Source organism: Pseudomonas oryzihabitans, from assembly GCF_006384975.1.
In the GTDB taxonomy this organism is placed as follows: domain Bacteria; phylum Pseudomonadota; class Gammaproteobacteria; order Pseudomonadales; family Pseudomonadaceae; genus Chryseomonas; species Chryseomonas psychrotolerans_B.
Genome location: NZ_CP021645.1, coordinates 4,305,887 through 4,328,105 on the forward strand (window position 1 = coordinate 4,305,887; position 22,219 = coordinate 4,328,105).

Below are 22,219 nucleotides of genomic sequence, written 5' to 3' on the forward strand. Positions count from 1 at the left end.
GGGGGTTTTGGCGTTCGCTTCGATCAGACGTTGAAGCGGAAGTGCATGACATCACCGTCCTTGACGATGTAGTCCTTGCCTTCCAGGCGCCATTTGCCGGCTTCCTTGGCGCCGTTCTCGCCCTTGAAGGCGATGAAGTCGTCATAGGCCACCACTTCGGCGCGGATGAAGCCTTTCTCGAAGTCGGTGTGGATCACCGCAGCGGCCTGAGGCGCGGTGGCACCGATACGCACGGTCCAGGCGCGGACTTCCTTCACCCCGGCGGTGAAGTAGGTCTGCAGGTTGAGCAGTTCGTAGCCGGCGCGGATCACCCGGTTCAGGCCCGGCTCTTCCATGCCCATGGATTCGAGGAACATCTGCTTTTCCTCGTCGTCGTCCAGCTCGGCGATCTCCGCCTCGATCTTGTTGCACACCGGCACCACCACGGCGCCTTCTTCTTCGGCGATGGCGCGGACCACGTCCAGGTGCGGATTGTCTTCGAAGCCGTCTTCGGCGACGTTGGCGATGTACATCACCGGCTTGCTGGTCAGCAGGTGGAAGCTGCGTACCAGGCGCTTCTGCTCGTCGTCCAGGCCCTTCATCAGGCTACGGGCGGGCTTGCCGGCCTCGAAGTGCGGGATGAGCTGTTCCAGCAGGGCCTTTTGCGCCAGGGCTTCCTTGTCGCCGCCCTTGGCGTTGCGGGTGACGCGCTGCAGTTGCTTCTCGCAGCTGTCGAGGTCGGCGAAGATCAGCTCCAGGTCGATGACCTCGATGTCCCGCTTGGGGTCCACCGAATTGGCGACGTGGATGACGTTCTCGTCTTCGAAGCAGCGCACCACGTGGGCGATGGCGTCGGTTTCGCGGATGTTGGCGAGGAACTTGTTGCCCAGGCCCTCACCCTTGGAGGCACCGGCCACTAGCCCGGCGATGTCGACGAATTCCATGGTGGTGGGGATCACCCGCTCGGGCTTGACGATCTCCGCCAGCGCATTCAGCCGCGCATCGGGCATGGGCACGATGCCGCTGTTGGGCTCGATGGTGCAAAAAGGGAAGTTTTCCGCCGCGATACCGGATTGGGTCAGGGCATTGAACAGGGTGGACTTGCCAACGTTGGGCAGGCCGACGATGCCGCAATTGAATCCCATGGTGTGTGTCCTCGCGGAAGAAAAGGAAGAGAGTAGGGTGGATCAGGTCTTGCGGCTGTGCAGGCGCTGCATGGCCCGGGTCAGGTCACCGGCCAGCAGCTCCGGAACGATTTCGAGCGCGGCGTCGATGCTGTTGTCGAGCAGTTCCTGCTCACTGCGCGGTGCCCGGCCCAGCACGAAATTGGCGACCAGGCTGGCATGCCCAGGATGGCCGATACCCAGGCGCAGGCGTTGGAAGCCGTTCTGATTACCGAGCTGGGCGATGATGTCGCGCAGCCCGTTGTGACCGCCATGGCCGCCGCCGGTCTTGAGGCGCGCGGTGCCGGGTGGCAGGTCGAGTTCGTCATGGGCCACCAGGATGGCCGCCGGCGGGATGCGGAAGAAGCCGGCGAGCGCCGCCACGGCCTGGCCGCTGCGGTTCATGTAGGTGGTGGGGATGAGCAGACGAACGTCGTTGCCCGCGTGGCGGAAACGCCCCACGAGGCCGTGATACTTGCGCTCGACCGCCAGACTTGCGCCCTGGGCGGCGGCGAGTCGCTCAACGAAAAGGGCCCCTGCATTATGCCGGGTCTGGTCGTATTCAGGGCCTGGATTACCCAGGCCGACGATCAGTTGGACGGCAGTCATGTCAGGGGCCCTTCTCGGTCAGGCGTGCGCGAACTTACTCGGCAGCGCCTTCTTCACCGGCAGCTTCCTCACGGATGCGCGGCAGGTGGATGCTGGCAACCGGCAGATCGCTGCCGTGCGCCAGGGACACCAGCTCGACGCCAGCCGGGAGTTTCAGGTCGCTCAGGTGCACGGTCTGGTCCAGCTCGACCTTGGCCATGTCGACTTCGATGAATTCCGGCAGGTCTTTCGGCACGCAGGAAACTTCGACTTCGTTGATGGTGTGCAGGATCTCGCCACCCTGCTGCTTCACGCCCACGGAGGTTTCCTGGTTCATGAAGTGCAGCGGGACGTGGGCGGTCAGCTTCTGGCCGGCGACGACGCGCAGGAAGTCGGCGTGCAGGACGTAGCCCTTGGAGGGGTGACGCTGCAGGGCCTTGACCAGGACGCTTTCGTTGTTGCCATCGACCTTCAGGGTGATGACGCTGGAGTAGGCGGCTTCGCTTTCCAGCATCTTGGCCAGGTCTTTGCCGACCAGGGTGATGGAAGTCGGGGCCTTGTCGCCACCGTAGATCACGGCGGGAACGTTACCGGCATTACGACGCAGGCGGCGGCTCGCACCTTTCCCCAGGTCGGAACGCACTTCGGCATTCAGAGTGAAATCAACCATTGTGAATCTCCAGGATAAGGAATCGGTGGGAGGAGAACTTGCGACCAGTTCTACGACCCTACCGACTAAAAAGCCCCGGTAGGCCGTCATGGCCTTCCGGGGCGCTTCCAGAGCGGCTGTTCCTTAGCGGAACATCGCGCTGATGGATTCTTCGTTACTGATCCGGCGTACGGCCTCGGCCACTACCGGAGCGATGTCCAGTTGGCGGATCCGGCTGCAGGCCTGGGCCGCAGCGGACAGCGGAATGGTGTTGGTCACCACCAGCTCGTCCAGCACGGAGTTGTCGATGTTCTCGATGGCACGACCCGACAGCACCGGGTGGGTGCAATAGGCCAGTACCTTGGCGGCGCCGTGTTCCTTCAGGGCCTTGGCCGCGTGGCACAGGGTGCCGGCGGTATCGACCATGTCGTCGACCAGCACGCAGGTGCGGTCCTGGATGTCACCGATGATGTGCATCACTTCCGACTGGTTGGCCTTGGGACGACGCTTGTCGATGATCGCCAGGTCCACGCCCAGGCTCTTGGCCACGGCACGCGCACGCACCACGCCGCCGATATCGGGGGAGACGATCATCAGATTTTCGAAACGCTGATCTTCGATGTCGTCCACCAGGGCAGGGGAGCCGTAGATGTTGTCCACGGGAATATCGAAGAAGCCTTGGATCTGGTCGGCGTGCAGATCGACGGTGAGCACCCGGTTGATGCCCACCACGGTCAGCATGTCGGCCACGACCTTGGCGCTGATGGCGACCCGCGCGGAACGCGGACGGCGATCCTGGCGCGCATAGCCGAAATAGGGGATGACTGCGGTGATACGGGTAGCCGAGGAGCGGCGGAAGGCATCGGCCATCACCACCAGTTCCATCAGGTTATCGTTGGTCGGCTCGCAGGTAGGCTGGATGATGAAGACATCCTTGCCGCGCACGTTCTCGTTGATTTCGACGCTGATCTCGCCATCGGAGAATTTTCCGACGGAGACGTCACCGAGAGGGATGTGCAGCTGGCGCACGATGCGCCGTGCCAGATCGGGGTTGGCGTTCCCCGTGAAGACCATCATCTTGGACACGCTGCAGTTCCTGCGGCTTGAGGTGGGTCTTGGAAGGAAAATGGCAGGGGCGGCTGGATTCGAACCAACGCATGGCAGGATCAAAACCTGCTGCCTTACCGCTTGGCGACGCCCCTGTATCTTGCAGAGTACTAGCTGTACTCATTCTCTGGTCAGACTTGCCAGCGCTCGGTGCAACATCGAAACGTTGCTGCCCTTGGCTACGAAGCCTGGAAGTGATGCTGGTAGCTGGCTCGCTACTGTATCAGCTTCGGTCTTATTTGGAAAGCTTCCAAATATGCAACCTCCAGTGCCGGTTAATCTAGCTGAAACAAATTTGTTTAGCAAGATCAAAGCGTTACGAATTTCTGGGTAACGCTTCTCGACCGTACTCTGGCAGTCGTTTCGACCTGACCACTCGAGAACGGCGCAAACTTTAATGGCGGGAGTGTCACGTGTCAACAGCGGATCGGAAAAAATTTCTGCTGTACTTACAGAGACTTGCGGTACGGCCACGAGATACCAGGGTTCCGGTGGCATAACCGGCGTGAGCTTTTCGCCCACGCCCTCGGCGAAGGCGGCCTGGCCGCGGACGAACACCGGGACGTCGGCGCCCAGGCGCAGGCCCAGGGCCGCCAGGTCATCCAGACTGGCGCCGAGGCCCCAGAGATGGTTCAGGCCGAGCAGGGTGGTGGCGGCGTCCGAACTGCCGCCGCCGATCCCGCCGCCCATGGGCAGGCGCTTGGTCAGCCAGAGGTCGGCGCCTTGCGTGGTACCGCTTTCCTGTTGCAGCAGGCGGGCGGCGCGCAGGATGAGATTCTGCTCGGGGGCGACGCCGGGCAGGCCGTCGTGCAGGTGCAGGGTCCCGTCGTCACGTCGGGCGAAGCCCAGGTCGTCGCCCCAGTCGAGGAATTGAAAGAGCGTCTGCAGTTCGTGATAGCCGTCCGGCCGCCGACCGAGGATGTGCAGGAACAGATTGAGTTTGGCCGGTGCCGGCAGGGTGAAGGCAGGAGCCGCGGTCATTTGCCCAGCTCGCGCGGCTGCCAGCTCTTCACTACCAGGATGACTTCCAGGTCCTTGCCGGAGAGTTTCAGGCGCTCGGGCAGGGCGAAGCCGTCCTGCTCGGTATAGCGGGTGTATTCGACGGTCCAGCCGTCCTGTACCAGGCGCGCCAGGTGGCTGTCGGCATCCAGGGTGATCTGGCTGCGGCTGTCCGGCGCGGGCAGGCCGCGCACCCACCAGAACAGATGGGAGACCGGCAGGCGCCAGCCAAGCTGCTGTTCCAGCAGGGTCTCGGGCGAATCGGCCTCGTAGCGGCCCTGACCGGAGACGTCCAGGGTCACGGCGCCCGGGCGCCCGGTGAGGCGGGTGGCGCCGCGCCCCAGGGGGCCGGCGAGGCGGATGTCGTAATAGTCCTGGCGCTGTAGCCAGAACAGAGTGCCGCTACCGGAATCGCGGGGGGAGCGGATGCCGACCTTACCGTCGATCTGCCAGCCGTTGATGGCGGCGACGCGTTGCTTGTGGGCCTGCCACTGGGCGGCGTTGCCCTGGCCTTCCACGGTCTCCTGGCGAGAGGTGGCGCAACCGGCCAGCAGGGCGAGCAGGAACAGGGTGAAGAGAGTGCGCACGCGGATCATCTGAGGGTTTCGCTTCCGGTCAGGCGTTTGAGGGTACTGCGCAGGACGGGGTTGTCGGCGTCGGCGTCGAAGCCGGCGCGCCAGACCTTGCGCGCTTCGCTGCGCTTGCCCTGGGCCCAGAGCACTTCGCCCAGATGAGCCGCCACTTCCGCATCGGGAAAGCGTTCGAAGGCCTGGCGCAGGTAGCTTTCGGCGTCGGCCAACTGGCCCTGGCGATAGCGGATCCAGCCCATGCTGTCGAGGATGGCCGGATCGTCCGGGCTCAGTTGATGAGCCTTGTCGATCAGTTGGCGTGCCTCGGCCAGGCGCGGCGTGCGGTCGGCCAGGGTGTAGCCCAGGGCATTGAGCGCCATGGCGTTGTCCGGATCATGGGCGATGATGTAGCGCAGGTCGCTTTCCAACTGGCCGAGATCGCCGCGCTTTTCCGCCAGCATGGAGCGGACGTAGAGCAGGTTGAGGTCGTTGGGATACTGCTGCAGCGCCTGTTGCACGGTCTGACCGGCGAGGGCGGTCTGGTCGACGGCGGCCAGGCCCTCGACTTCCAGCAGATAGAGGGGCACGGCGTATTCGCTCTGGCGCTTGCGGGCCTCGGCCAGGCGCTGGCGCGCCTCGGCGGTGCGCCCGGCTTCCAGCAGGATTTCCGTCTGGCGCTGCTGGGCGGCCAGGTAATCGGTGCCCGGACCGACCTGGGCGTATTCGGCCATGGCCTGTTCGGGCTGGTCGAGTTCTTCGTAGCTGCGTCCCAGGTTGAGGTGGGCGGCGTCCACATGGCTGCCGCGGGCGATCAACTCCTTGAGATAGACCTGGGCTTCCTGCCAGGCCTGGGCCTCCAGGCAGACCAGTGCCAGGGAGAATCTCAGGTCGTCGTCATCCGGGAATTGGGTGACCAGTTCGGCGAATTCGCGCTTGGCTTGGTCTAGGCGATCCAGTTCGACCAGCAGGCGGGCGTGGGCCAGGCGCAGGCGGCGATCTTCCGGATGCTGGCGGATGCCGGCTTCCAGCAGCGGCAGGGCCTCGACACTACGGCCCTCGCTTTGCAGCAGGCGCGCGCGCAGGAGCAGCGGGGCGACTTCGCGCTTGGCCGCCGGATTGCGCTCCAGCAATTTCAGCGCCTCGTCGGGGCGGCCGTCCTGCTGCAGCAGCAGCGCCTTGCCGAACAGCAACTGGCCGTTGTGCGGGTACTTGGTCAGTAGGCGGTCGAAGCTCTTGAGCAGACCGGCGCGGGTGGTCTCGTCGGTTTCCGCGGCGGACAGGGCGAGGAAATCGAAGTGGGTATCGCCCTGGCCCTGGAGCACCTTCTCCATATAGGCCATGGATTCATCGTAGCGCCCGGCGCGGGCCAGCATGATGGCGGCGGCGCGCTGGGCATCGAGGTTGTCCGGCGCGTTGCGGGCCCAGATCTGCGCGGTTTCCAGCGCCGGGGTATCGGCGCCGAGGTACTCGGCGATGCGGAAGGCGCGCTCGGCGACACCCGGGTCCTGGGTCGACTTGGCCTGTTCGACGTAGTTGGTCAGGGCGATGTCGAAGCGGTTGCGCTGGCCGGCCAGCTCGGCGACCAGCAGGTCGTAGAGGGTGTCTTCGCGGAAGGAGCCGGCCGGTTGCGGCGTGCTCGTCTTGGCGGTGGGCGGCGGGATGGCGGCGGCGGGCGTCGGTTGACGGCCGAGGTTCTGGCAGCCGGCGAGCAGCAGGGCGGTCGTCAGCAGCGCAAGGTATCTGGTCATAGGGTCGGGGCGGCCTTTTTACAGTCGGTCCATCATGCCACAAGAGTTGTCGTGGCCGCGTCTCGCAAGCGTAGCGACGGGCTACACCGTGCGGTGGTCGAGGCTGTTGACGCCTTTTGTCCGGCAAGATTCATTTGCCCAGGCTATGAGCGCCATTGTCCGACGGCTCGTCGCTGCTGGTTGTCGCCACCGCTCGCGCGTAGGACAATGTCCGGCTTTCCTCCTTCGCTCGACTGCTTGCGTCCATGGCCTTTCTCGCGCTCGGCATCAATCACAAGACCGCCTCGGTTGAGGTGCGCGAACGCGTGGCTTTTACCCCGGAGCAAACGGTCGAGGCCCTGCGTCAGCTGGAGCAGGCCACTCACAGTCGCGAAGCGGCCATTCTCTCCACCTGCAACCGCAGCGAACTCTATCTGGAGCTGGAGCCCGCCCTGGCGGAAGCCGTGCTGGCCTGGCTCGCCCAGTATCACCGGGTGCCGCTGGAGGAGCTGCGCGCCAGCATCTATCTGCATCAGGATGAGGCCGCGGTACGGCACATGATGCGGGTGGCGGCGGGCCTGGATTCCATGGTGCTGGGCGAGCCGCAGATCCTCGGCCAGCTGAAGTCGGCCTATGCCGTGGCGCGCGAGGCGGGTACCGTCGGCCCGCTGCTGGGACGGCTGTTCCAGGCCACCTTCAACACCGCCAAGGCGGTGCGCACCGACACGGCCATCGGCGAGAACCCGGTGTCGGTGGCCTTCGCCGCGGTCAGCCTGGCCAAGCAGATCTTCAGTGACCTCAGCCGCAGCCAGGCGCTGCTGATCGGCGCCGGCGAGACCATCACCCTGGTCGCCCGTCATCTCCACGAGCAGGGCGTGCGCCGTATCGTCGTCGCCAACCGCACCCTGGAGCGGGCCAGCCATCTGGCCGAGGAATTCGGCGCCCATACCGTGCTGCTGGCCGATATTCCCGACGAACTGGTCAACAGCGACATCGTCATCAGCTCCACCGCCAGCCAGTTGCCCATCCTCGGCAAGGGCGCGGTGGAGCGGGCGCTCAAACAGCGTCGGCACAAGCCCATCTTCATGGTCGACATCGCCGTGCCGCGCGATATCGAGCCCGAGGTGAGCGAGTTGGAGGACGTCTACCTCTATACGGTGGACGATCTGCACGAGGTGGTGGCCGAGAATCTCAAGAGTCGCCAGGGCGCTGCCCAGGCTGCCGAGAAGCTGGTGCTGGCCGGGGTCGAGGATTTCATGCAGCGGCTGCGCGAGCGCGCCGCGGTCGACGTGGTGCGTGCCTATCGCCAGCAGGGCGAGCAGATCCGTGACGACGAACTGGCCCGCGCCCAGCGGCAACTGGCCAACGGTGCCGATCCCCAGGAAGCCCTGGCGGCCCTGGCGCGTAGCCTCACCAACAAGCTGATGCATGCCCCCAGCGTGCAGCTCAAGAAACTATCCGCCGAGGGGCGCGTCGATGCGCTGACCCTGGCCCAGGAACTCTTCGCCCTCGACGAGGGTTTGGACAAGACATGAAGACCTCTCTGTTGCACAAGCTCGATGGTCTGCAGGACCGCTTCGAGGAGCTGACCGCGCTGCTGGGCGACGCCGATGTCATCAGCGACCAGACCCAGTTCCGCGCCTATTCCAAGGAGTACGCCGAACTCGAGCCGGTGAGCCAGGCCTTTAGCGAATACCGCAAGGTGCAGGCCGACCTGGAGGGCGCCCAGGCGCTGCTCAAGGACAGCGATCCGGACCTGCGCGAGATGGCCGAGGAAGAGGTGGCCAGCGCCAAGGCGCGCCTGCAGGAGCTGGAAGACGAGCTGCAGCGGATGATGCTGCCCAAGGACCCCAACGACGGACGCAACGTCTTCCTGGAAATCCGCGCCGGCACCGGTGGCGACGAGGCGGCGATCTTCGCTGGCGACCTGTTCCGCATGTATTCGCGCTACGCCGAGCGCCAGGGCTGGCGCCTCGAGGTGCTCTCGGAGAACGAGGGCGAGCATGGCGGTTTCAAGGAAGTCATCGCCCGGGTCGAGGGCGACAACGTCTACGCCAAGCTCAAGTTCGAATCCGGTGCGCACCGGGTGCAGCGGGTGCCGGAGACCGAGTCCCAGGGCCGCATCCACACCTCGGCCTGTACCGTGGCGGTACTGCCCGAGCCCGACGAGCAGCAAACCATCGAGATCAATCCGGCCGATCTGCGCGTCGACACCTATCGCTCCTCCGGCGCGGGCGGTCAGCACGTCAACAAGACCGACTCCGCCGTGCGTATCACCCACCTGCCCACCGGCATCGTGGTGGAGTGCCAGGAAGAGCGCTCGCAGCACAAGAATCGCGCCAAGGCCATGGCCTGGCTGTCGGCCAAGCTCAACGACCAGCAGGAAGCGGCGGCGCACAAGGAAATGTCCGACACCCGCCGGTTGCTGGTGGGTTCCGGCGACCGCTCCGAGCGCATCCGTACCTACAACTTTCCCCAGGGCCGGGTGACCGATCACCGTATCAACCTGACCCTCTATTCCCTGGGCGAGGTGGTGAATGGCGATGTCCAGCAGGTGATAGATCCGCTGCTGCAGGAATACCAGGCCGATCAGTTGGCCGCGCTGGGAGACTGAGCCATGGCCACCATCGGCGCCCTGTTGCGCGAGACCCAGTTGCCGGATTCGCCCAGCGCGCGACTCGACGTGGAGTTGCTGCTCGCCGCCGCCCTGGACAAGCCGCGCAGCTACCTGCGCACCTGGCCGGAAAAGCTGGTGCCACGCGAGGCCCTGGCGCGCTTCCAGAGCGATCTCGAACGACGCCGCCAGGGTGAACCGGTGGCCTATATCCTCGGGTACCAGGGCTTCTGGTCGCTGGATTTGGAAGTGAGCCCCGACACCCTGATTCCCCGCCCCGACACCGAGATCTTGGTGGAAACCGCCCTGGCGCTGCCCTTGGCCAAAGATGCGCAGGTTCTGGACCTGGGCACCGGCACCGGGGCCATCGCCCTGGCCCTGGCCCACGAGCGGCCGCGCTGGCAGGTCAGCGGCGTGGATCGCATCCCGGCGGCGGTGGCCCTGGCGCAGCGCAATGCCGAGCGGCTGCGCCTGGGCAATGTCCAATTCGCTGAGAGTCACTGGTTCGCCACCCTCACCGGGCAACGTTTCGCGCTGATCGTCAGCAATCCACCCTACATTGCTGGTAGCGATCATCATCTGGACCAAGGCGACGTGCGCTTCGAACCGCGCAGCGCCCTGGTGGCCGGTGCCGACGGCCTGGACGACATCCGCGAACTGATCACGACAGCCCCTGCTCACCTGCAGCCCGGTGGCTGGTTGTGGCTGGAGCATGGCTTCGAGCAGGCCGCCGCGGTACGCGAGTTGCTGGTGCGCCAGGGCTTCGCCGAGGTCGAGAGTCGCCAGGACCTGGGCGGTCACGAACGCATCAGCGGAGGTTGCTGGCCATGCTGAGCGACGGCGAACTGCTGCGTTACAGCCGGCAGATCCTGCTCGCCCAGGTGGACATCGCCGGGCAGTTGCGACTCAAGGAGTCCAAGGTGCTCATCGTCGGCCTCGGTGGTCTGGGCTCGCCGGTGGCGCTCTACCTGGCCGCTGCCGGGGTCGGCGAGTTGCACCTGGCCGACTTCGACCGCGTCGACCTGAGCAATCTGCAACGCCAGGTGCTGCACGATGAAACCCTGATCGGCCAGGGCAAGGTGGATTCGGCGCTGCAACGTCTGACGGCGCTCAATCCCGAGGTGCGCCTGGTGCCGCTGCGCGAGGCGCTGGATGCCGACAGCCTGGCGGCGCGGGTAGCGGCGGTCGATCTGGTGCTGGACTGCTCCGACAACTTCACCACCCGCGCCGCGGTGAACGCCGCCTGTGTCGCCAAGGGACGGCCCCTGGTGAGTGGCGCGGCCATCCGCCTGGAAGGCCAACTCAGTGTCTTCGATCCGCGCCGCGCCGACAGCCCCTGCTACCACTGCCTCTATGGCGAGGGCAGCGAGGCGGAACTCAGTTGTAGCGAAGCCGGGGTGTTGGGCCCCGTAGTCGGGTTGGTGGGCAGTCTGCAGGCGCTCGAAGCGCTGAAACTGCTGGCCGGATTCGGCGAGCCGCTGGTCGGCCGCCTGCTGCTGGTGGATGCGGCGGGTAGTCGCTTCCGCGAGTTGCGGGTCAAGCGCGATCCGGGCTGCCCGGTATGCGGCGCGCGCCATGGCTGACGAGGCACCGGTCGGGGTCTTCGACTCGGGCGTCGGCGGCCTGTCGGTGCTGGCGGAGATCAGGCACCAGTTGCCGGCGGAAACCCTGCATTACGTGGCCGATTGCGGCCATATTCCCTATGGTGAGAAAACCCCCGCCTTTATTCGCGAACGCTGCCAACTGATCGCGGCACGGCTGCGCGAGCAGGGTGCCAAGGCGCTGGTGGTGGCCTGCAATACCGCGACGGTGGCGGCGGTCGCCGATCTGCGCGAGCGCTATCCCGACTGGCCTATCGTCGGCATGGAGCCGGCGGTGAAACCGGCGGCGGCCGCCACGCGCAATGGCGTGGTAGGGGTGCTGGCGACCACCGGCACGCTGCAGAGCGCCAAGTTCGCCGCCCTGCTGGACCGCTTCGCCCACGGCGTCCAGGTGCTCACCCAGCCGTGTCCGGGTCTGGTGGAGCAGGTCGAGCGCGGTGATCTGTACGGCCCCGAGACGCGCCTGTTGCTGCAGGGCTTCCTCGAGCCGTTGCTGGCTGCCGGCTGCGACACCCTCATCCTGGGCTGCACCCACTATCCCTTCCTGCGGCCGCTGCTGGCCGAACTGGTACCGCCCGAGGTCATCCTGGTCGACACCGGTGCCGCCGTGGCGCGCCGATTGCGTAGCCTGCTGGAGGCGAGCGATCGCCTGGCGACAGGGCCGGTGGGGCCGACACGCTTCTGGACCTCGGGCGATCCCCACGCCCTGGTCGCGGTGCTGCCCCAACTGTGGCCAGCAGGTGCCGAGGTAAAGGCGTTCGTCTGACTTTTTTGCCAGGGTTCCGCTCGCCAAAGCCCCTGCCAGCGGCTAGCATCCAACCCTGTAGGTAAAATACCGAAGCCTGTGAACCCCTTCACGACTTCACGGTCAATGCTGACAGTTCGTAAAAACTAGAAACATTCACAAGGGCACTCTCATGAACAAATTGCTTTCCTTCGCAGTAGCCACCGCGCTTTCGCTGGGTGGAGTGGCGTCGGTACAGGCTGCCGAGATCACCGGTGCGGTCGGAGCGACCAGCCAGAGCGGCATGACCTATCGCATCGGTGCCGGCTGGAACTGGGACAAGAGCTGGTGGGAAAGCTCCACGGGCCGTCTGACCGGTTACTGGGATGCGGGCTACACCTACTGGGAAGGCGAGAGCGGTCATTCCTCCGGCGAGCACTCGCTGTCCTTCGCGCCGGTGTTCGTTTACGAGTTTGGCAAGGGGTACGTGAAGCCCTTCGTCGAAGCCGGTATCGGCGTCGCCCTGTTCTCCAGTACCAAGGTCGGTGAGCAGGACCTGGGGTCCGCTTTCAACTTCGAGGACCGTCTCGGTCTGGGTCTGAAGTTCGGCGAGACCCAGCGCGTCGGCATCCGCGCGACCCACTATTCCAACGCGGGCATCAAGCAGCCCAACGAGGGTATCGAGTCGTACGCGCTGTTCTACAGCCACAGCCTGTAAACCGGCTGGGATGGAGAAAGCCGGACTTAGTCCGGCTTTTGCGTTTCTGTCTTCTTGCGCGCCATGCCGCGATAGGCGGCCAGGGCGCGCTCACGACTCTCGCCCAGATCCACCAGCGGGCTCAAGTAGCGCGCACCCGGGGTATGCACCGCCTTACCCTTGAGCGCAGCCAATTCCGGTACCCAGGTGCGCACATAGTCGCCTCGGGCATCGATCTTCAGCGCCTGGGTGTGGGGATTGAATACCCGGAAGTAGGGCACCGAGTCGGTACCGGTGGAGGCGCTCCACTGCCAGCCGCCATTGTTGGACGCCAGATCGCCATCGATGAGGTGCCTCATGAACCAGCGTTCGCCTTCGCGCCAGTCGATCAGCAGGTTCTTGCAGAGGAACATGGCGGTCAGCATACGCATGCGGTTGTGCATCCAGCCGGTCTGTAACAGCTGCCGCATGGCCGCATCGATGATGGGAATGCCGGTACGTCCCTGTTGCCAGGCCGCCAGGCCCGCGGGATCGTCGCGCCAGGGCAGGGCGGCGAGTTCCCGGTTGAAGGGTTGATGGCGCGAGACCCAGGGATAACCCACCAGCACATGGCGATAGAACTCGCGCCAGAGCAATTCGGTGATCCAGGTGGTCGCCCCCTGGCTGCCGCCGCTGAGTTGCCCCTGATTGGCCTCGACCGCCGCGTGCAGGCATTGGCGTGGCGACAGCACACCGGCATTCAGGTAGGCCGATAGCTGGCTGGTGCCAGGCTCGGACGGGATATCACGGGCCTGGTGGTAGTCGTACAGGTCATCGCGGATGAAGGCCTGTAGTCGCTCGCGTGCTGCCGTTTCGCCGGCTGGCCAGAGCTTCTTTAGCTCCGCACTGGTCGCTGCGAAGCCGTCGATAGTGTCTGGCAGGGTGTCCGCCGGAGTGCTGGGTGATTTCTGCTTGCGCGGTGCCGATAGGGGTGTGGGGAGACCCATTTCCAAGCGGCTCAGGCAGGTCTTCTTGAACTGGCCGAAGACCTTGAAATAGCCGCCGCTCTTGGTCAGCACGGTACCCGGGGCGAACAGGGTCTGGTCCAGGTAGCGATGGACCTTCAGGCCGGCCTCTGCGAAGGCCTGAGCGGTGGCCTCGTCGCGCGCCGCTTCGTTCAGGCCGTATTCATCGTTGAAATGCAGCTGGTCGAGGCTCAGTTCCTGGGCCAACTCGAGCAACACCTGGGGTGCTTGCGCCCAGCGCTCCGCGGTGCGGATCAGTAGCGGGATACCCAGGACCTGCAGTGCCTTGCCCAGCTCGGCAAGGTTGCGCAGCCAAAAGTCGACCTTGACCGCTGCCTCGTCGTGTTCCTGCCATTGCGCTGGGCTCAGCAGGAAGACGGCGGTCACCGGACCGCGTTCGGCGGCGGCATGGAGGGCGGGGTGGTCATGAACGCGCAGGTCGGTGCGAAACCAAACGAGCTGACTCATGCATAGCGTTCCTGACGCAACAGCCCCGCACTCTGCAGGCGATCGAAGGCTTCGCCCGGACTGCGCGCCGGCGCGGCGTCGGCGGTCAGGGACTCGCCCAGGGCGCCCAGGGTGAGGCAGGGCCGGGCATGCCGATTGGCGAATGCCTGCAATTGGCGCCGCAGATCGCTGTCGGGACGGCTGTCGCGGCAGAGGATCAGCGCGCGGGGATCGAGTTGCTCGACCAGGCGATCCAGATTGGCGGCCGGGATCGACCACTCCACCAGTTCGACCGGGCAATCCGCCGCGCTGATCAGCCAGGCGCACAGCCAGAGCGAGACGTTCATCGGCGTCTCGTCGAGGTTCAGCAGCACCAGCGGCGAACCGCGCAGGCTGTGCTGGCTGTGATAGATGCGGGCGCCCAGCTTGCTGCGCAGCCAGGAGTGGAAGAACACCTGTTGCAGACGACCATCGTCGGTGGCTTGGCAGAGGCGTTCCAGCTCCCGCAGGAGCGGTGACAGCAACTGGTCCAGCAACACGCGGGGTGGATAGAGCGAGGCGGCACGGTTGTAGGCCTCGTCCAGGGTCCGGGAAGCCAGGCGGCCGATGGCGTCCATCATTTCCTGGTGGATGCCCTGCCAGGGCGTGTCGCTGGGAATCGCCGCGGGGCGTTGTTCGTCGAGCAGCCCCTTGACCTGGCTGACCGCCACCCCGCGAGCGATCCAGGCAAGGATCTGCTGCACCCGCACCACATGGGCTTCGCTGTATAGCCGATGCCCCTTAGGGGTGCGCTTGGGCACCAACAGGCCGTAGCGGCGCTCCCAGGCGCGCAGGGTCACGGCGTTCACGCCGGTCCGCCGGGCAATCTCGCGAATGGGGAGCCACCCTTCGTGCAGGGCGGAGTCATAGTCCTGATCTTCACTGCGCGGCGGCGAAGACGAAGGGGTAGCGCTAGATAGCATTTCGCAGACTCAGACGTTCGGGATGCGGTTGTAGATAGGCCTGCTCGTTCACGTAACGATCCGGATGCTGGCGGAAGTGATGCTTGAGCAGCGTCAGGGGGACGACCAGCGGGACGGTCCCCTCGTGGTACTGCTCGATCAACTGTTGCATCTCCTGCTTCTCACTGTCGCTCAAGGCACGGCGCAGGTAACCGAACAGATGATAGAGCACATTGCAGTGGGTGCCACGGGTCGCGCACTTTTTCAGTGCACTCATCAGGCCACTGAAGTACTCCTGACCCAGCTCGTCCAGGTTGCGCTGGCCGAGGCTGCCGACCAACTGGCCGAGGGCTCGGGCCCGATGCGGATCATGGGCCATGAGCTGGTACTTGTAGCGGGAATGATAGGCCAGCAGCGTCCGTGGCGTCAGACCTTGTTGCTTCAGTTGTAACCAGTGGGCATGGGCGAACACGCGGGTGACGAAGTTTTCCCGCAGCACGGGATCGTTGAGCCGACCGGCCTCTTCGACCGGCAGGTCCGGTCGTAGACGCATGATGGCGGCGGCGAAGAGTCCGCGGCCGTCGCTGTCGCTCCCCTGGCCGTTGGCGTGATAGACCTTGACCCGCTCCATGCCGCAGGAGGGCGATTTCTGCATGAAGATGAAGCCGGACAGGTCGGTGAGTTCGGCGGCCATCTTCTCGCCGTAGCCGGTGAGCGCCGCGGTCACGTCGAGACTGGGATCGACGGTGCCGACGGCGCGCGGCGCCTGGGCGTCACCCACCAGGCGGATGGGTTCACGCGGCGTACCGAGACCCACGGCCATTTCCGGGCAGACGCGTACGAAGTCGAAGTGTTCGGCGAAGGTCTGGCTGCAGAGACGGGATTCCTTGTGCCCACCGTTGTAGCGGACCTCGTCACCCAGCAGGCAGGCACTGATGCCCAGACGCGGACGCGGCAGGCTGGAAGGAGAGGTGTTGAGCATGGCAGTCCCCTGTCGTGGATTTTCTTGTACAAGGCTTATCTATTTGTACAAGTTTCGTGAAACTTTCGACAGGGGTCTACACCAAAAGATTCGCCACAGATTACAGACGGCGTGCGCTTCGTCGTTTATTCCAGACTGCCCAGGAGCTGTTGCGCCGCCTCATGACCACTCAACCAGGCACCTTCCACGCGCCCACTGGAGCACCAGTCGCCACAGGCGAAGACGCCCATGTCGGGATCGGCCAGGGCACCCCATTGATGGGGTTGCGCCGGGCGGGCATAGAGCCAGCGGTGCGCCAGGGTGAAGCTCGGGGCCGGCAGCGGGCAGCCGATCAGCTCGGCGAAGGCGCCGTGCAGCCGCTCGATCACCTCCTCCTTGGAGGCATCGATGTGCGCCTTGCTCCAGGCACTGGTGGCATGCAGCACCCAGGTGTCGAGGGTGGCATCACGCTCGGGCTTGCAGCGATTACGGGCCAGCCAGTCCAGCTCGCTGCCCTGCACGAAGCAGCCTTCCACCGGCGTTTGCAGCGGAGTGGCGAAGGCCAGGGCCACCGACCAGGTCGGCTCCATGCCGACGCCGGCCACGGTCGCCGCCAACTTGGGCACGCTGGAGAGCAAGGCGGTCGCCTGGGGGGCCGGCACGGCGATGATCACCTGGGCGAAGGGGCCGTGGGTTTCGCCGTTGGCATCCAGCAGGTGCCAGTGACGCGCACCACGAAAGACCTCGGTGATGCGGCAATCGAAGGTGGCGGGTAGGTCGGCTACCAGGTGGCGGGTGATGGCGCTCATGCGCGGCACCCCGACCCAGCGCGGCTGTTCATCCTGGGACGGACTCAGACGGCCGTCGCGATACTGGTAGAGCACCGGATTCCATTCGGCCACGCAACCGGCACGCCGCCATTCGTTGAGGGCGTCGATGAAGCGCCGATCGCGGGCCGTGAAATACTGGGCACCCAGATCGAGGGCACCGGCCTCGCTTCTCTTGCTGGCCATACGGCCGCCGCTGCCGCGGCTCTTGTCGAAGATCTGGACCTGCTGCCCGGCGCGAATCAGCGTCTGGGCGGCGGAAAGTCCGGCTATTCCTGCGCCAACGATGGCGATAGGGGCAGTCATGATGGACCTCGCTTATCTGACGAATCGCCCTTGTCGAACGTTTGCGTGTGCAAGGGCTCTACGGCTACGACTGGCAACCGTTCTGGATCTTTCGACCCACGACCATACCAAACAATCCTCATCCCTTCGTTCAGTTGCCTACGAGCGGCGGGGCATTACGAGAAGGAAGTGACAACATGCATATCCTGCTGACGGGTGGCACCGGACTCATCGGCCGCGCCCTGTGCCACCAATGGGCGGCTGCCGGACACCAACTCACCGTCCTCAGTCGCGATCCGGCGCGGGTCGCCCGGGAATGCGGGCCCCAGGTGCGTGGCATCGCCCAGCTGGAGGCGCTGGATAACGAGCATCTGGATGCCGTGGTCAACCTGGCCGGCGCACCCATCGCCGACAAGCCCTGGACCCGGGCGCGCAAGGCCGAACTCTGGCGCAGTCGTATCGGCACCACCGAACGGCTGATCGAATGGTTGCGCGGGCGGAGCCAGAAACCCGCGGTACTGCTCTCCGGCTCGGCGACGGGTTTCTATGGCGACAGTGGCGAAAAACCGGTGAGCGAGGCTGATGGCCTGGCCGGTCCGGATTTCGCCGGCGAGCTGTGCCTGGCCTGGGAGCAGGTGGCCAACGAGGCCGAGGCCCTGGGTATCCGCGTGGTCAATCTGCGCACCGGGCTGGTCCTGGCCGCCGACGATGGCTTCTTGCTGCGCCTGCTGCCCCCCTTCCGCTTCGGCCTGGGCGCGCGCCTGGGCAGTGGACGCCAATGGATGCCCTGGATTCATTTGCAGGATCAAATCGAGGCCATCGATTTTCTTCTCAACCGCAGCGACGCCCAGGGTCCCTATAATCTCTGTGCTCCCCAGCCCGTGCGCAATAGAGACTTCACCGAGGCGCTGGGACGGGCCTTGCGGCGCCCGGCGCGATTGCTGATCCCCGCCTTCGCCCTGCGCCTGATGGGAGAGCTGTCCATCCTGCTGCTGGGTGGCCAGCGCGCCCGCCCCGAGCGCCTGCTCGCGGCCGGGTATGTCTTTCGCTATCCCGAGCTGGATCAGGCCCTGGCCAATCTGCTCGCTGCCAAGGATTCACGATGACTGCCAACGCTCTGCTGCTCGCCAACCTGGGTTCGCCCGATTCGCCCCACGTCCCCGACGTGAAGCGCTATCTGAACCAGTTCCTGATGGACCCCTATGTGGTCGATCTGCCCTGGCCACTGCGCCGGCTGTTGGTGTCGCTGGTGCTGATCAAGCGACCGGCCGCCTCGGCCGAGGCCTATGAGTCGATCTGGTGGGACGATGGCTCGCCCCTGATCGTGCTCAGCCGCCGCCTGCAGGAGGCGGTACGACCGCATTGGCCGCACGGGCCGGTCGAGCTGTGCATGAGATACGGCGAGCCCTCGGTGGAGTCGGTGCTCAAGCGCCTGGCCAGCCAGGGTATCCGCGAGGTGACCTACGCACCGCTCTATCCGCAATTCGCCGACAGCACCACCACCACCGCCATCGTCGAGGCCCGGCGGGTGATCGAGGAGCACCAGCTGCCGCTGACGCTGAAGATCCTGCCGCCCTTCTATGACCGCCCGGAATACCAGGCAGCGCTGGCAGCCAGCGTCGAGCCCTATCTGGCGGAGCCCTACGATCACCTGCTGCTGTCCTTCCACGGCCTGCCCGAACGGCACATCCGCAAGCTGGTGAAGGACCGCAGCCATGACCTGCGCGCGCCCGACAGCAGCAAAGTCAGCGCCAAGGCCCTGGCGGTGTGCTACCGCAGCCAGTGCCAGCGCACCGCCGAATTGGTCGCCAAGCGGCTGGGTATTCCCGACGGCAAGTGGTCGGTGTCCTTCCAGTCACGCCTGGGCAAGGACAAGTGGATCGAGCCCTACACCGAGGCGCGGCTGGACGAACTGGCCAAGGCCGGCGTGAAGCGCCTGCTGGTGATGTGCCCGGCCTTCGTCGCCGACTGCATCGAGACCCTGGAAGAGATCGGTGATCGCGGTCGCGAGCAATTCATCGAAGCCGGGGGCGAGGAACTGGTGCTGATTCCCTGCGTCAACGACCACCCGGCCTGGGTAGAGGCGCTGGTGGAATTGTGCGAAGAGGTGGCGGAGCGGCCGCCGCAGCCCGTCGAGCAACCCAAGATGCCGGCCTAGACCGACATCTTGAGCGGTGCCGTCAGAGCAGCGGGCGCTCTGGCGGTTCGGCGTCCTTCTTCCAGGCGTTGTGGCCCGGCAGAACGAGGTTGAGACCGATGGCGATCAGGCCGCACAGGGAGATGCCCTTGAGGCCGATCTCGCCGTTGCCGAAGACGATGCCGCCAATGCCGAATACCAGGGTGACGGAGACGATCACCAGGTTGCGCGCCTCGGCCAGATCCACCTGGTGGCGGATCAGGATGTTCAGGCCCACCACCGCGATGGAGCCGAACAACAGGCAGAGGATACCGCCCATCACCGGGACCGGGATGGTCTGCAGCGCCGCGCCGAACTTGCCGACGAAGGCCAGCACCATGGCGAAGCCCGCCGCCCACAGCATGACCCGCGGATTGTGGTTCTTGGTCAGCATCACCGCGCCGGTCACCTCGGCGTAGGTAGTGTTGGGCGGTCCGCCAAATAGGCCAGCGGAGGAGGTGGCCAGGCCGTCACCCAGCAGGGTGCGGTGTAGACCGGGTTGCTTGAGATAGTTCTTGCCCGTCACGCCACCGACCGCGATCACCCCGCCGACATGCTCGATGGCCGGCGCCAGGGCTACCGGCACCATGAACAGGATGGCGCCCCAGTGGAATTCGGGAGCGACGAAGGCCGGGATCGCCAGCCAGGGCGCGGCACCTATGCTCTCGGTATGGACGATGCCGAAGACGAAGGCCAGCGCGTAGCCGACGAACACGCCGGCGAGAATGGGCACCAGGCGGAACATGCCCTTGCCATAGATGGCCACCAGCAGGGTGGTGATCAGCGCCGGCATGGAGATCAGCATCGCCGTGGCGTAGGGCACCAGTTGGGCACTGCCGTCACCGGCCTTGCCCATGGCCATGTTGGCCGCCACCGGCGACAGCCCCAGGCCGATGGAGATGATCACCGGCGCGATCACCACCGGTGGCAGCAGCCGGTCGATGAAGCCCACGCCGCGCAGTTTCACCGCCAGGCCCAGGAAGGTGTAGACGAAGCCGGCCGCCACCACGCCGCCGAGCACCGCCGGCAGGCCGAATTCGGCCTTGGCGGCGATGATGGGGGCGATGAAGGCGAAGCTCGACGCCAGGAATACCGGAACCTGGCGGCCGGTGATTAGATGGAACAGGAGGGTGCCGAAGCCCGCGGTGAACAGGGCCACGTTGGGATCCATGCCGGTGATCAGCGGCATCAGCACCAGGGCGCCGAAGGCCACGAAGAGCATCTGGGCGCCGACGAGGATTTCCCGCCAGAGGGGTTCTTTGGCGACCACGCTCAGGCGTCCTTCTGCTTGGTGCCGAAGATCTTGTCACCGGCATCGCCCAGCCCCGGCAGGATGTAGCCGTGCTCGTTGAGGCGCTCGTCGACGGACGCGGTGTAGAGCCGCACGTCCGGATGGGCCTGGGTGACCGCGGCGATGCCCTCGGGCGCGGCGACCAGTACCAGGGCGCGGATTTCCTTGGCGCCGGCCTTTTTCAGCAGGTCGATGGTGGCGATCATGGAGCCGCCGGTGGCCAGCATCGGATCGATGATCATGGCCAGGCGCTGGTCCAGTTCACCGACCAGTTTTTCCAGATAGGTGTGGGCCTGCAGGGTGGATTCGTTACGGGCCAGGCCCACCACGCTGACCCGGGCACTGGGGATCAGGCTGAGGACGCCATCAAGCATGCCGATGCCGGCGCGTAGGATGGGCACCACGGTGACCTTCTTGCCGGAGATCTTTTCCACCTGCACGGTGCCGCACCAGCCTTCGATGTCCACTGTCTCCACCGGCAGATCCTGGGTCGCCTCGTAGGTGAGCAGGGCGCCCACTTCCTGGGCCAGCTCGCGGAAATTCTTGGTGCTGATGTCGGCGCGACGCATCAGACCCAGCTTGTGGCGGATGAGCGGATGGCGGATTTCATGGACGGGCATGGGGTTCTCCAAAGACGATGGGGCAGCGGATCGGCGCGAACGGAGGGCGGGCCAGAAAAAAATCGCGGTACATTAAAGCATCCGACCGCGACTGGGCAGTAGCCTGACCAGACTAGCCGCCTGGTGGCGCTTGAGCTCGGCGGGCGGTGTCTGTACCTTTGCCGCCTTTTATCCGCGCCGCCCGCGAGGCTGGCGCCCCGTCCCCGGAGAAGCCCCATGTCCGCCGATCTCGCCCACATCCGCCAGGTCATGCAGGAGGCCGACTGCCTCTATGACGAAGCCCAGGTCGAAGCGGCCATCGACCAAGTCGCCGCGGCGATCACCGCCGATCTCGCCGAGCGCAACCCGGTGGTGTTCTGCGTGATGAACGGCGGCCTGATCTTTACCGGCAAGCTGGCCACCCGGCTGAATTTCCCGCTGGAAATGTCCTATCTGCACGCTACCCGCTATCGCAACGAGACCACCGGCGGCGAGCTGTTCTGGAAGGCCAAGCCGGAAGTCTCCTTCATCGACCGCGATGTCCTGATCGTTGACGACATCTTCGACGAGGGGCACACCCTCAAGGCCATCATCGATTTCTGCCGCCATGCCGGCGCCCGCCAGGTGCATACCGCCGTCCTGATCGACAAGACCCATGACCGCAAGGTCAAGGGCCTGGAAGCCACCTACGTGGGCCTGCCCTGCATCGATCGCTACATCTTCGGCTACGGCATGGACTACAAGGGCTACTGGCGCAACGCGCCCGGCATCTATGCCGTGAAGGGCCTATGAGTCTGAGGCTGTTCGATCAGGCGCTGTTCGCCGACCTGCTGCGGCAGGCGGCGCTCAGCCCACGGCGACGGGCCCATCACAACCTGCACGCCATGGATGAGCCCTGCCATCGCCTGGTAGTCGGCATGTGCGAAGACAGCTACGTGCCGCCCCATCGCCATCTGGACCCGCACAAGGCCGAGAGCCTGTTGGTGTTGCAGGGGCGCCTCGGGTTGCTGACCTTCGATGAACAGGGCCAGGTGCTGTTGCGTCGCGAACTTTCCCAGGCCGCCGGTTGCCTGGGCGTCGATCTGGCGCCGGGTCACTACCATGCGCTGGTCGCCTTGGGCGGCGATTGTCTGTTCTTCGAATGCAAGGCCGGTCCCTTCGCGCCCCTGGGCGAAGGCGAGCGACCCGCCTGGGCGCCGCTGGAGGGCGCGGCGGATGCCGATCGTTATCGAGCCTGGATGCGTGCTCAGTTCGATTGAACTTCTAGTCGG

23 protein-coding genes and 1 tRNA gene are annotated in these 22,219 nt (G+C 65.4%); 10 read left to right on the forward strand and 14 right to left on the reverse strand.

Annotation, left to right across the window (positions count from 1 at the left end; genetic code table 11):
• Positions 1 to 23 precede the first annotated feature (23 nt).
• From ychF to CCZ28_RS19370, 8 genes are all read right to left on the reverse strand, one after another.
• Positions 24 to 1,124, reverse strand: coding sequence for a redox-regulated ATPase YchF (gene ychF / locus CCZ28_RS19335; protein ID WP_140220443.1), 1,101 nt, complete (start codon positions 1,122 to 1,124; stop codon positions 24 to 26).
• Between the two features lie 42 nt (positions 1,125 to 1,166).
• Positions 1,167 to 1,751, reverse strand: a complete 585-nt coding sequence (gene pth, locus CCZ28_RS19340; protein ID WP_140220444.1) for an aminoacyl-tRNA hydrolase — start codon at positions 1,749 to 1,751, stop codon at positions 1,167 to 1,169.
• 34 nt (positions 1,752 to 1,785) lie between these two features.
• Positions 1,786 to 2,400, reverse strand: a complete 615-nt coding sequence (locus tag CCZ28_RS19345; protein WP_058760669.1) for a 50S ribosomal protein L25/general stress protein Ctc — start codon at positions 2,398 to 2,400, stop codon at positions 1,786 to 1,788.
• A gap of 123 nt (positions 2,401 to 2,523) precedes the next feature.
• Entirely contained in the window at positions 2,524 to 3,465 is a 942-nt protein-coding gene (locus tag CCZ28_RS19350) for a ribose-phosphate pyrophosphokinase (protein ID WP_017641089.1), read from the reverse strand.
• A gap of 41 nt (positions 3,466 to 3,506) precedes the next feature.
• Positions 3,507 to 3,581: transfer RNA gene (locus CCZ28_RS19355), tRNA-Gln, on the reverse strand.
• 25 nt (positions 3,582 to 3,606) lie between these two features.
• The gene (ispE, locus tag CCZ28_RS19360) at positions 3,607 to 4,467 is read right to left on the reverse strand and encodes a 4-(cytidine 5'-diphospho)-2-C-methyl-D-erythritol kinase (protein WP_140220445.1); all 861 of its coding nucleotides are present in this window, start codon (positions 4,465 to 4,467) and stop codon (positions 3,607 to 3,609) included.
• The gene (lolB, locus tag CCZ28_RS19365) at positions 4,464 to 5,078 is read right to left on the reverse strand and encodes a lipoprotein insertase outer membrane protein LolB (RefSeq protein ID WP_437179234.1); all 615 of its coding nucleotides are present in this window, start codon (positions 5,076 to 5,078) and stop codon (positions 4,464 to 4,466) included. The genes ispE and lolB overlap by 4 nt, the downstream gene beginning before the upstream one ends.
• Positions 5,078 to 6,802, reverse strand: coding sequence for a tetratricopeptide repeat protein (locus tag CCZ28_RS19370; RefSeq protein WP_140220447.1), 1,725 nt, complete (start codon positions 6,800 to 6,802; stop codon positions 5,078 to 5,080). The genes lolB and CCZ28_RS19370 overlap by 1 nt, the downstream gene beginning before the upstream one ends.
• A 245-nt stretch (positions 6,803 to 7,047) precedes the next feature.
• Between CCZ28_RS19370 and hemA the strand changes: the two genes are divergently transcribed.
• The 6 genes from hemA to CCZ28_RS19400 all read left to right on the forward strand — a co-directional run bounded on the left by hemA (position 7,048) and on the right by CCZ28_RS19400 (position 12,438).
• Positions 7,048 to 8,316, forward strand: a complete 1,269-nt coding sequence (gene hemA / locus CCZ28_RS19375) for a glutamyl-tRNA reductase (RefSeq protein WP_140220448.1) — start codon at positions 7,048 to 7,050, stop codon at positions 8,314 to 8,316.
• On the forward strand, positions 8,313 to 9,395 hold the full coding sequence (gene prfA, locus CCZ28_RS19380) for a peptide chain release factor 1 (protein ID WP_058773252.1): 1,083 nt from the start codon (positions 8,313 to 8,315) through the stop codon (positions 9,393 to 9,395). Before hemA ends, prfA begins: the two co-directional genes overlap by 4 nt.
• Before the next feature lie 3 nt (positions 9,396 to 9,398).
• The gene (gene prmC / locus CCZ28_RS19385) at positions 9,399 to 10,229 is read left to right on the forward strand and encodes a peptide chain release factor N(5)-glutamine methyltransferase (protein WP_140220449.1); all 831 of its coding nucleotides are present in this window, start codon (positions 9,399 to 9,401) and stop codon (positions 10,227 to 10,229) included.
• Positions 10,223 to 10,978: a molybdopterin-synthase adenylyltransferase MoeB gene (locus tag CCZ28_RS19390; protein WP_140220450.1), complete on the forward strand. Its 756-nt coding sequence runs from the start codon at positions 10,223 to 10,225 to the stop codon at positions 10,976 to 10,978. The genes prmC and CCZ28_RS19390 overlap by 7 nt, the downstream gene beginning before the upstream one ends.
• Positions 10,971 to 11,762 (forward strand): glutamate racemase, encoded by a 792-nt coding sequence (murI, locus tag CCZ28_RS19395; RefSeq protein ID WP_140220451.1) that lies wholly within the window; start codon positions 10,971 to 10,973, stop codon positions 11,760 to 11,762. The genes CCZ28_RS19390 and murI overlap by 8 nt, the downstream gene beginning before the upstream one ends.
• Positions 11,763 to 11,913: 151 nt before the next feature.
• The gene (locus tag CCZ28_RS19400) at positions 11,914 to 12,438 is read left to right on the forward strand and encodes an acyloxyacyl hydrolase (RefSeq protein WP_140220452.1); all 525 of its coding nucleotides are present in this window, start codon (positions 11,914 to 11,916) and stop codon (positions 12,436 to 12,438) included.
• Between the two features lie 26 nt (positions 12,439 to 12,464).
• On the opposite strand, the gene CCZ28_RS19405 is transcribed toward CCZ28_RS19400, so the two are convergent.
• The 4 genes from CCZ28_RS19405 to CCZ28_RS19420 form a co-directional block, all read right to left on the reverse strand.
• The gene (locus CCZ28_RS19405) at positions 12,465 to 13,889 is read right to left on the reverse strand and encodes a cryptochrome/photolyase family protein (RefSeq protein ID WP_140220453.1); all 1,425 of its coding nucleotides are present in this window, start codon (positions 13,887 to 13,889) and stop codon (positions 12,465 to 12,467) included.
• Positions 13,886 to 14,830, reverse strand: coding sequence for a MerR family transcriptional regulator (locus CCZ28_RS19410; protein WP_167509260.1), 945 nt, complete (start codon positions 14,828 to 14,830; stop codon positions 13,886 to 13,888). The genes CCZ28_RS19405 and CCZ28_RS19410 overlap by 4 nt, the downstream gene beginning before the upstream one ends.
• Positions 14,820 to 15,791, reverse strand: a complete 972-nt coding sequence (locus CCZ28_RS19415; protein ID WP_140220454.1) for a YbgA family protein — start codon at positions 15,789 to 15,791, stop codon at positions 14,820 to 14,822. Before CCZ28_RS19415 ends, CCZ28_RS19410 begins: the two co-directional genes overlap by 11 nt.
• A 125-nt stretch (positions 15,792 to 15,916) precedes the next feature.
• The gene (locus tag CCZ28_RS19420; protein WP_058760682.1) at positions 15,917 to 16,903 is read right to left on the reverse strand and encodes an NAD(P)/FAD-dependent oxidoreductase; all 987 of its coding nucleotides are present in this window, start codon (positions 16,901 to 16,903) and stop codon (positions 15,917 to 15,919) included.
• 176 nt (positions 16,904 to 17,079) lie between these two features.
• Here CCZ28_RS19420 and CCZ28_RS19425 point away from each other — a divergent pair, with 176 nt between their 5' ends.
• On the forward strand, positions 17,080 to 17,988 hold the full coding sequence (locus CCZ28_RS19425; RefSeq protein WP_140220455.1) for a TIGR01777 family oxidoreductase: 909 nt from the start codon (positions 17,080 to 17,082) through the stop codon (positions 17,986 to 17,988).
• Positions 17,985 to 19,040 carry a ferrochelatase gene (gene hemH, locus CCZ28_RS19430; RefSeq protein WP_140220456.1) on the forward strand — a complete coding sequence of 352 codons (1,056 nt, stop codon included), beginning with the start codon at positions 17,985 to 17,987 and terminating at the stop codon, positions 19,038 to 19,040. Before CCZ28_RS19425 ends, hemH begins: the two co-directional genes overlap by 4 nt.
• A 22-nt stretch (positions 19,041 to 19,062) precedes the next feature.
• Here hemH and CCZ28_RS19435 read toward each other — a convergent pair whose 3' ends face one another.
• Complete coding sequence (locus tag CCZ28_RS19435; protein WP_140220457.1) at positions 19,063 to 20,328, reverse strand: uracil-xanthine permease family protein; 1,266 nt, start codon at positions 20,326 to 20,328, stop codon at positions 19,063 to 19,065.
• A gap of 2 nt (positions 20,329 to 20,330) precedes the next feature.
• Positions 20,331 to 20,969, reverse strand: coding sequence for a uracil phosphoribosyltransferase (upp, locus tag CCZ28_RS19440; protein ID WP_058760685.1), 639 nt, complete (start codon positions 20,967 to 20,969; stop codon positions 20,331 to 20,333).
• 216 nt (positions 20,970 to 21,185) lie between these two features.
• Here upp and CCZ28_RS19445 point away from each other — a divergent pair, with 216 nt between their 5' ends.
• A complete protein-coding gene (locus tag CCZ28_RS19445; RefSeq protein ID WP_058760686.1) occupies positions 21,186 to 21,740 on the forward strand; it encodes a hypoxanthine-guanine phosphoribosyltransferase in 555 nt (184 codons plus the stop codon).
• Positions 21,737 to 22,207, forward strand: coding sequence for a WbuC family cupin fold metalloprotein (locus CCZ28_RS19450; RefSeq protein ID WP_140220458.1), 471 nt, complete (start codon positions 21,737 to 21,739; stop codon positions 22,205 to 22,207). Before CCZ28_RS19445 ends, CCZ28_RS19450 begins: the two co-directional genes overlap by 4 nt.
• Positions 22,208 to 22,219: the final 12 nt, after the last annotated feature.

Bases quoted from the DNA above. Each gene is read 5' to 3' on its own strand.
- CCZ28_RS19420 (WP_058760682.1), bottom strand. From the start codon at position 16,903: ATGACTGCCCCTATCGCCATCGTTGGCGCAGGAATAGCCGGACTTTCC.
- hemH (WP_140220456.1), top strand. From the start codon at position 17,985: ATGACTGCCAACGCTCTGCTGCTCGCCAACCTGGGTTCGCCCGATTCG.
- CCZ28_RS19425 (WP_140220455.1), top strand. From the start codon at position 17,080: ATGCATATCCTGCTGACGGGTGGCACCGGACTCATCGGCCGCGCCCTG.
- CCZ28_RS19410 (WP_167509260.1), bottom strand. From the start codon at position 14,830: ATGCTATCTAGCGCTACCCCTTCGTCTTCGCCGCCGCGCAGTGAAGAT.
- ispE (WP_140220445.1), bottom strand. From the start codon at position 4,467: ATGACCGCGGCTCCTGCCTTCACCCTGCCGGCACCGGCCAAACTCAAT.
- murI (WP_140220451.1), top strand. From the start codon at position 10,971: ATGGCTGACGAGGCACCGGTCGGGGTCTTCGACTCGGGCGTCGGCGGC.
- prmC (WP_140220449.1), top strand. From the start codon at position 9,399: ATGGCCACCATCGGCGCCCTGTTGCGCGAGACCCAGTTGCCGGATTCG.
- pth (WP_140220444.1), bottom strand. From the start codon at position 1,751: ATGACTGCCGTCCAACTGATCGTCGGCCTGGGTAATCCAGGCCCTGAA.
- CCZ28_RS19370 (WP_140220447.1), bottom strand. From the start codon at position 6,802: ATGACCAGATACCTTGCGCTGCTGACGACCGCCCTGCTGCTCGCCGGC.
- CCZ28_RS19400 (WP_140220452.1), top strand. From the start codon at position 11,914: ATGAACAAATTGCTTTCCTTCGCAGTAGCCACCGCGCTTTCGCTGGGT.
- CCZ28_RS19390 (WP_140220450.1), top strand. From the start codon at position 10,223: ATGCTGAGCGACGGCGAACTGCTGCGTTACAGCCGGCAGATCCTGCTC.
- prfA (WP_058773252.1), top strand. From the start codon at position 8,313: ATGAAGACCTCTCTGTTGCACAAGCTCGATGGTCTGCAGGACCGCTTC.
- ychF (WP_140220443.1), bottom strand. From the start codon at position 1,124: ATGGGATTCAATTGCGGCATCGTCGGCCTGCCCAACGTTGGCAAGTCC.
- CCZ28_RS19445 (WP_058760686.1), top strand. From the start codon at position 21,186: ATGTCCGCCGATCTCGCCCACATCCGCCAGGTCATGCAGGAGGCCGAC.
- CCZ28_RS19450 (WP_140220458.1), top strand. From the start codon at position 21,737: ATGAGTCTGAGGCTGTTCGATCAGGCGCTGTTCGCCGACCTGCTGCGG.
- hemA (WP_140220448.1), top strand. From the start codon at position 7,048: ATGGCCTTTCTCGCGCTCGGCATCAATCACAAGACCGCCTCGGTTGAG.
- upp (WP_058760685.1), bottom strand. From the start codon at position 20,969: ATGCCCGTCCATGAAATCCGCCATCCGCTCATCCGCCACAAGCTGGGT.
- CCZ28_RS19345 (WP_058760669.1), bottom strand. From the start codon at position 2,400: ATGGTTGATTTCACTCTGAATGCCGAAGTGCGTTCCGACCTGGGGAAA.
- CCZ28_RS19405 (WP_140220453.1), bottom strand. From the start codon at position 13,889: ATGAGTCAGCTCGTTTGGTTTCGCACCGACCTGCGCGTTCATGACCAC.
- CCZ28_RS19415 (WP_140220454.1), bottom strand. From the start codon at position 15,791: ATGCTCAACACCTCTCCTTCCAGCCTGCCGCGTCCGCGTCTGGGCATC.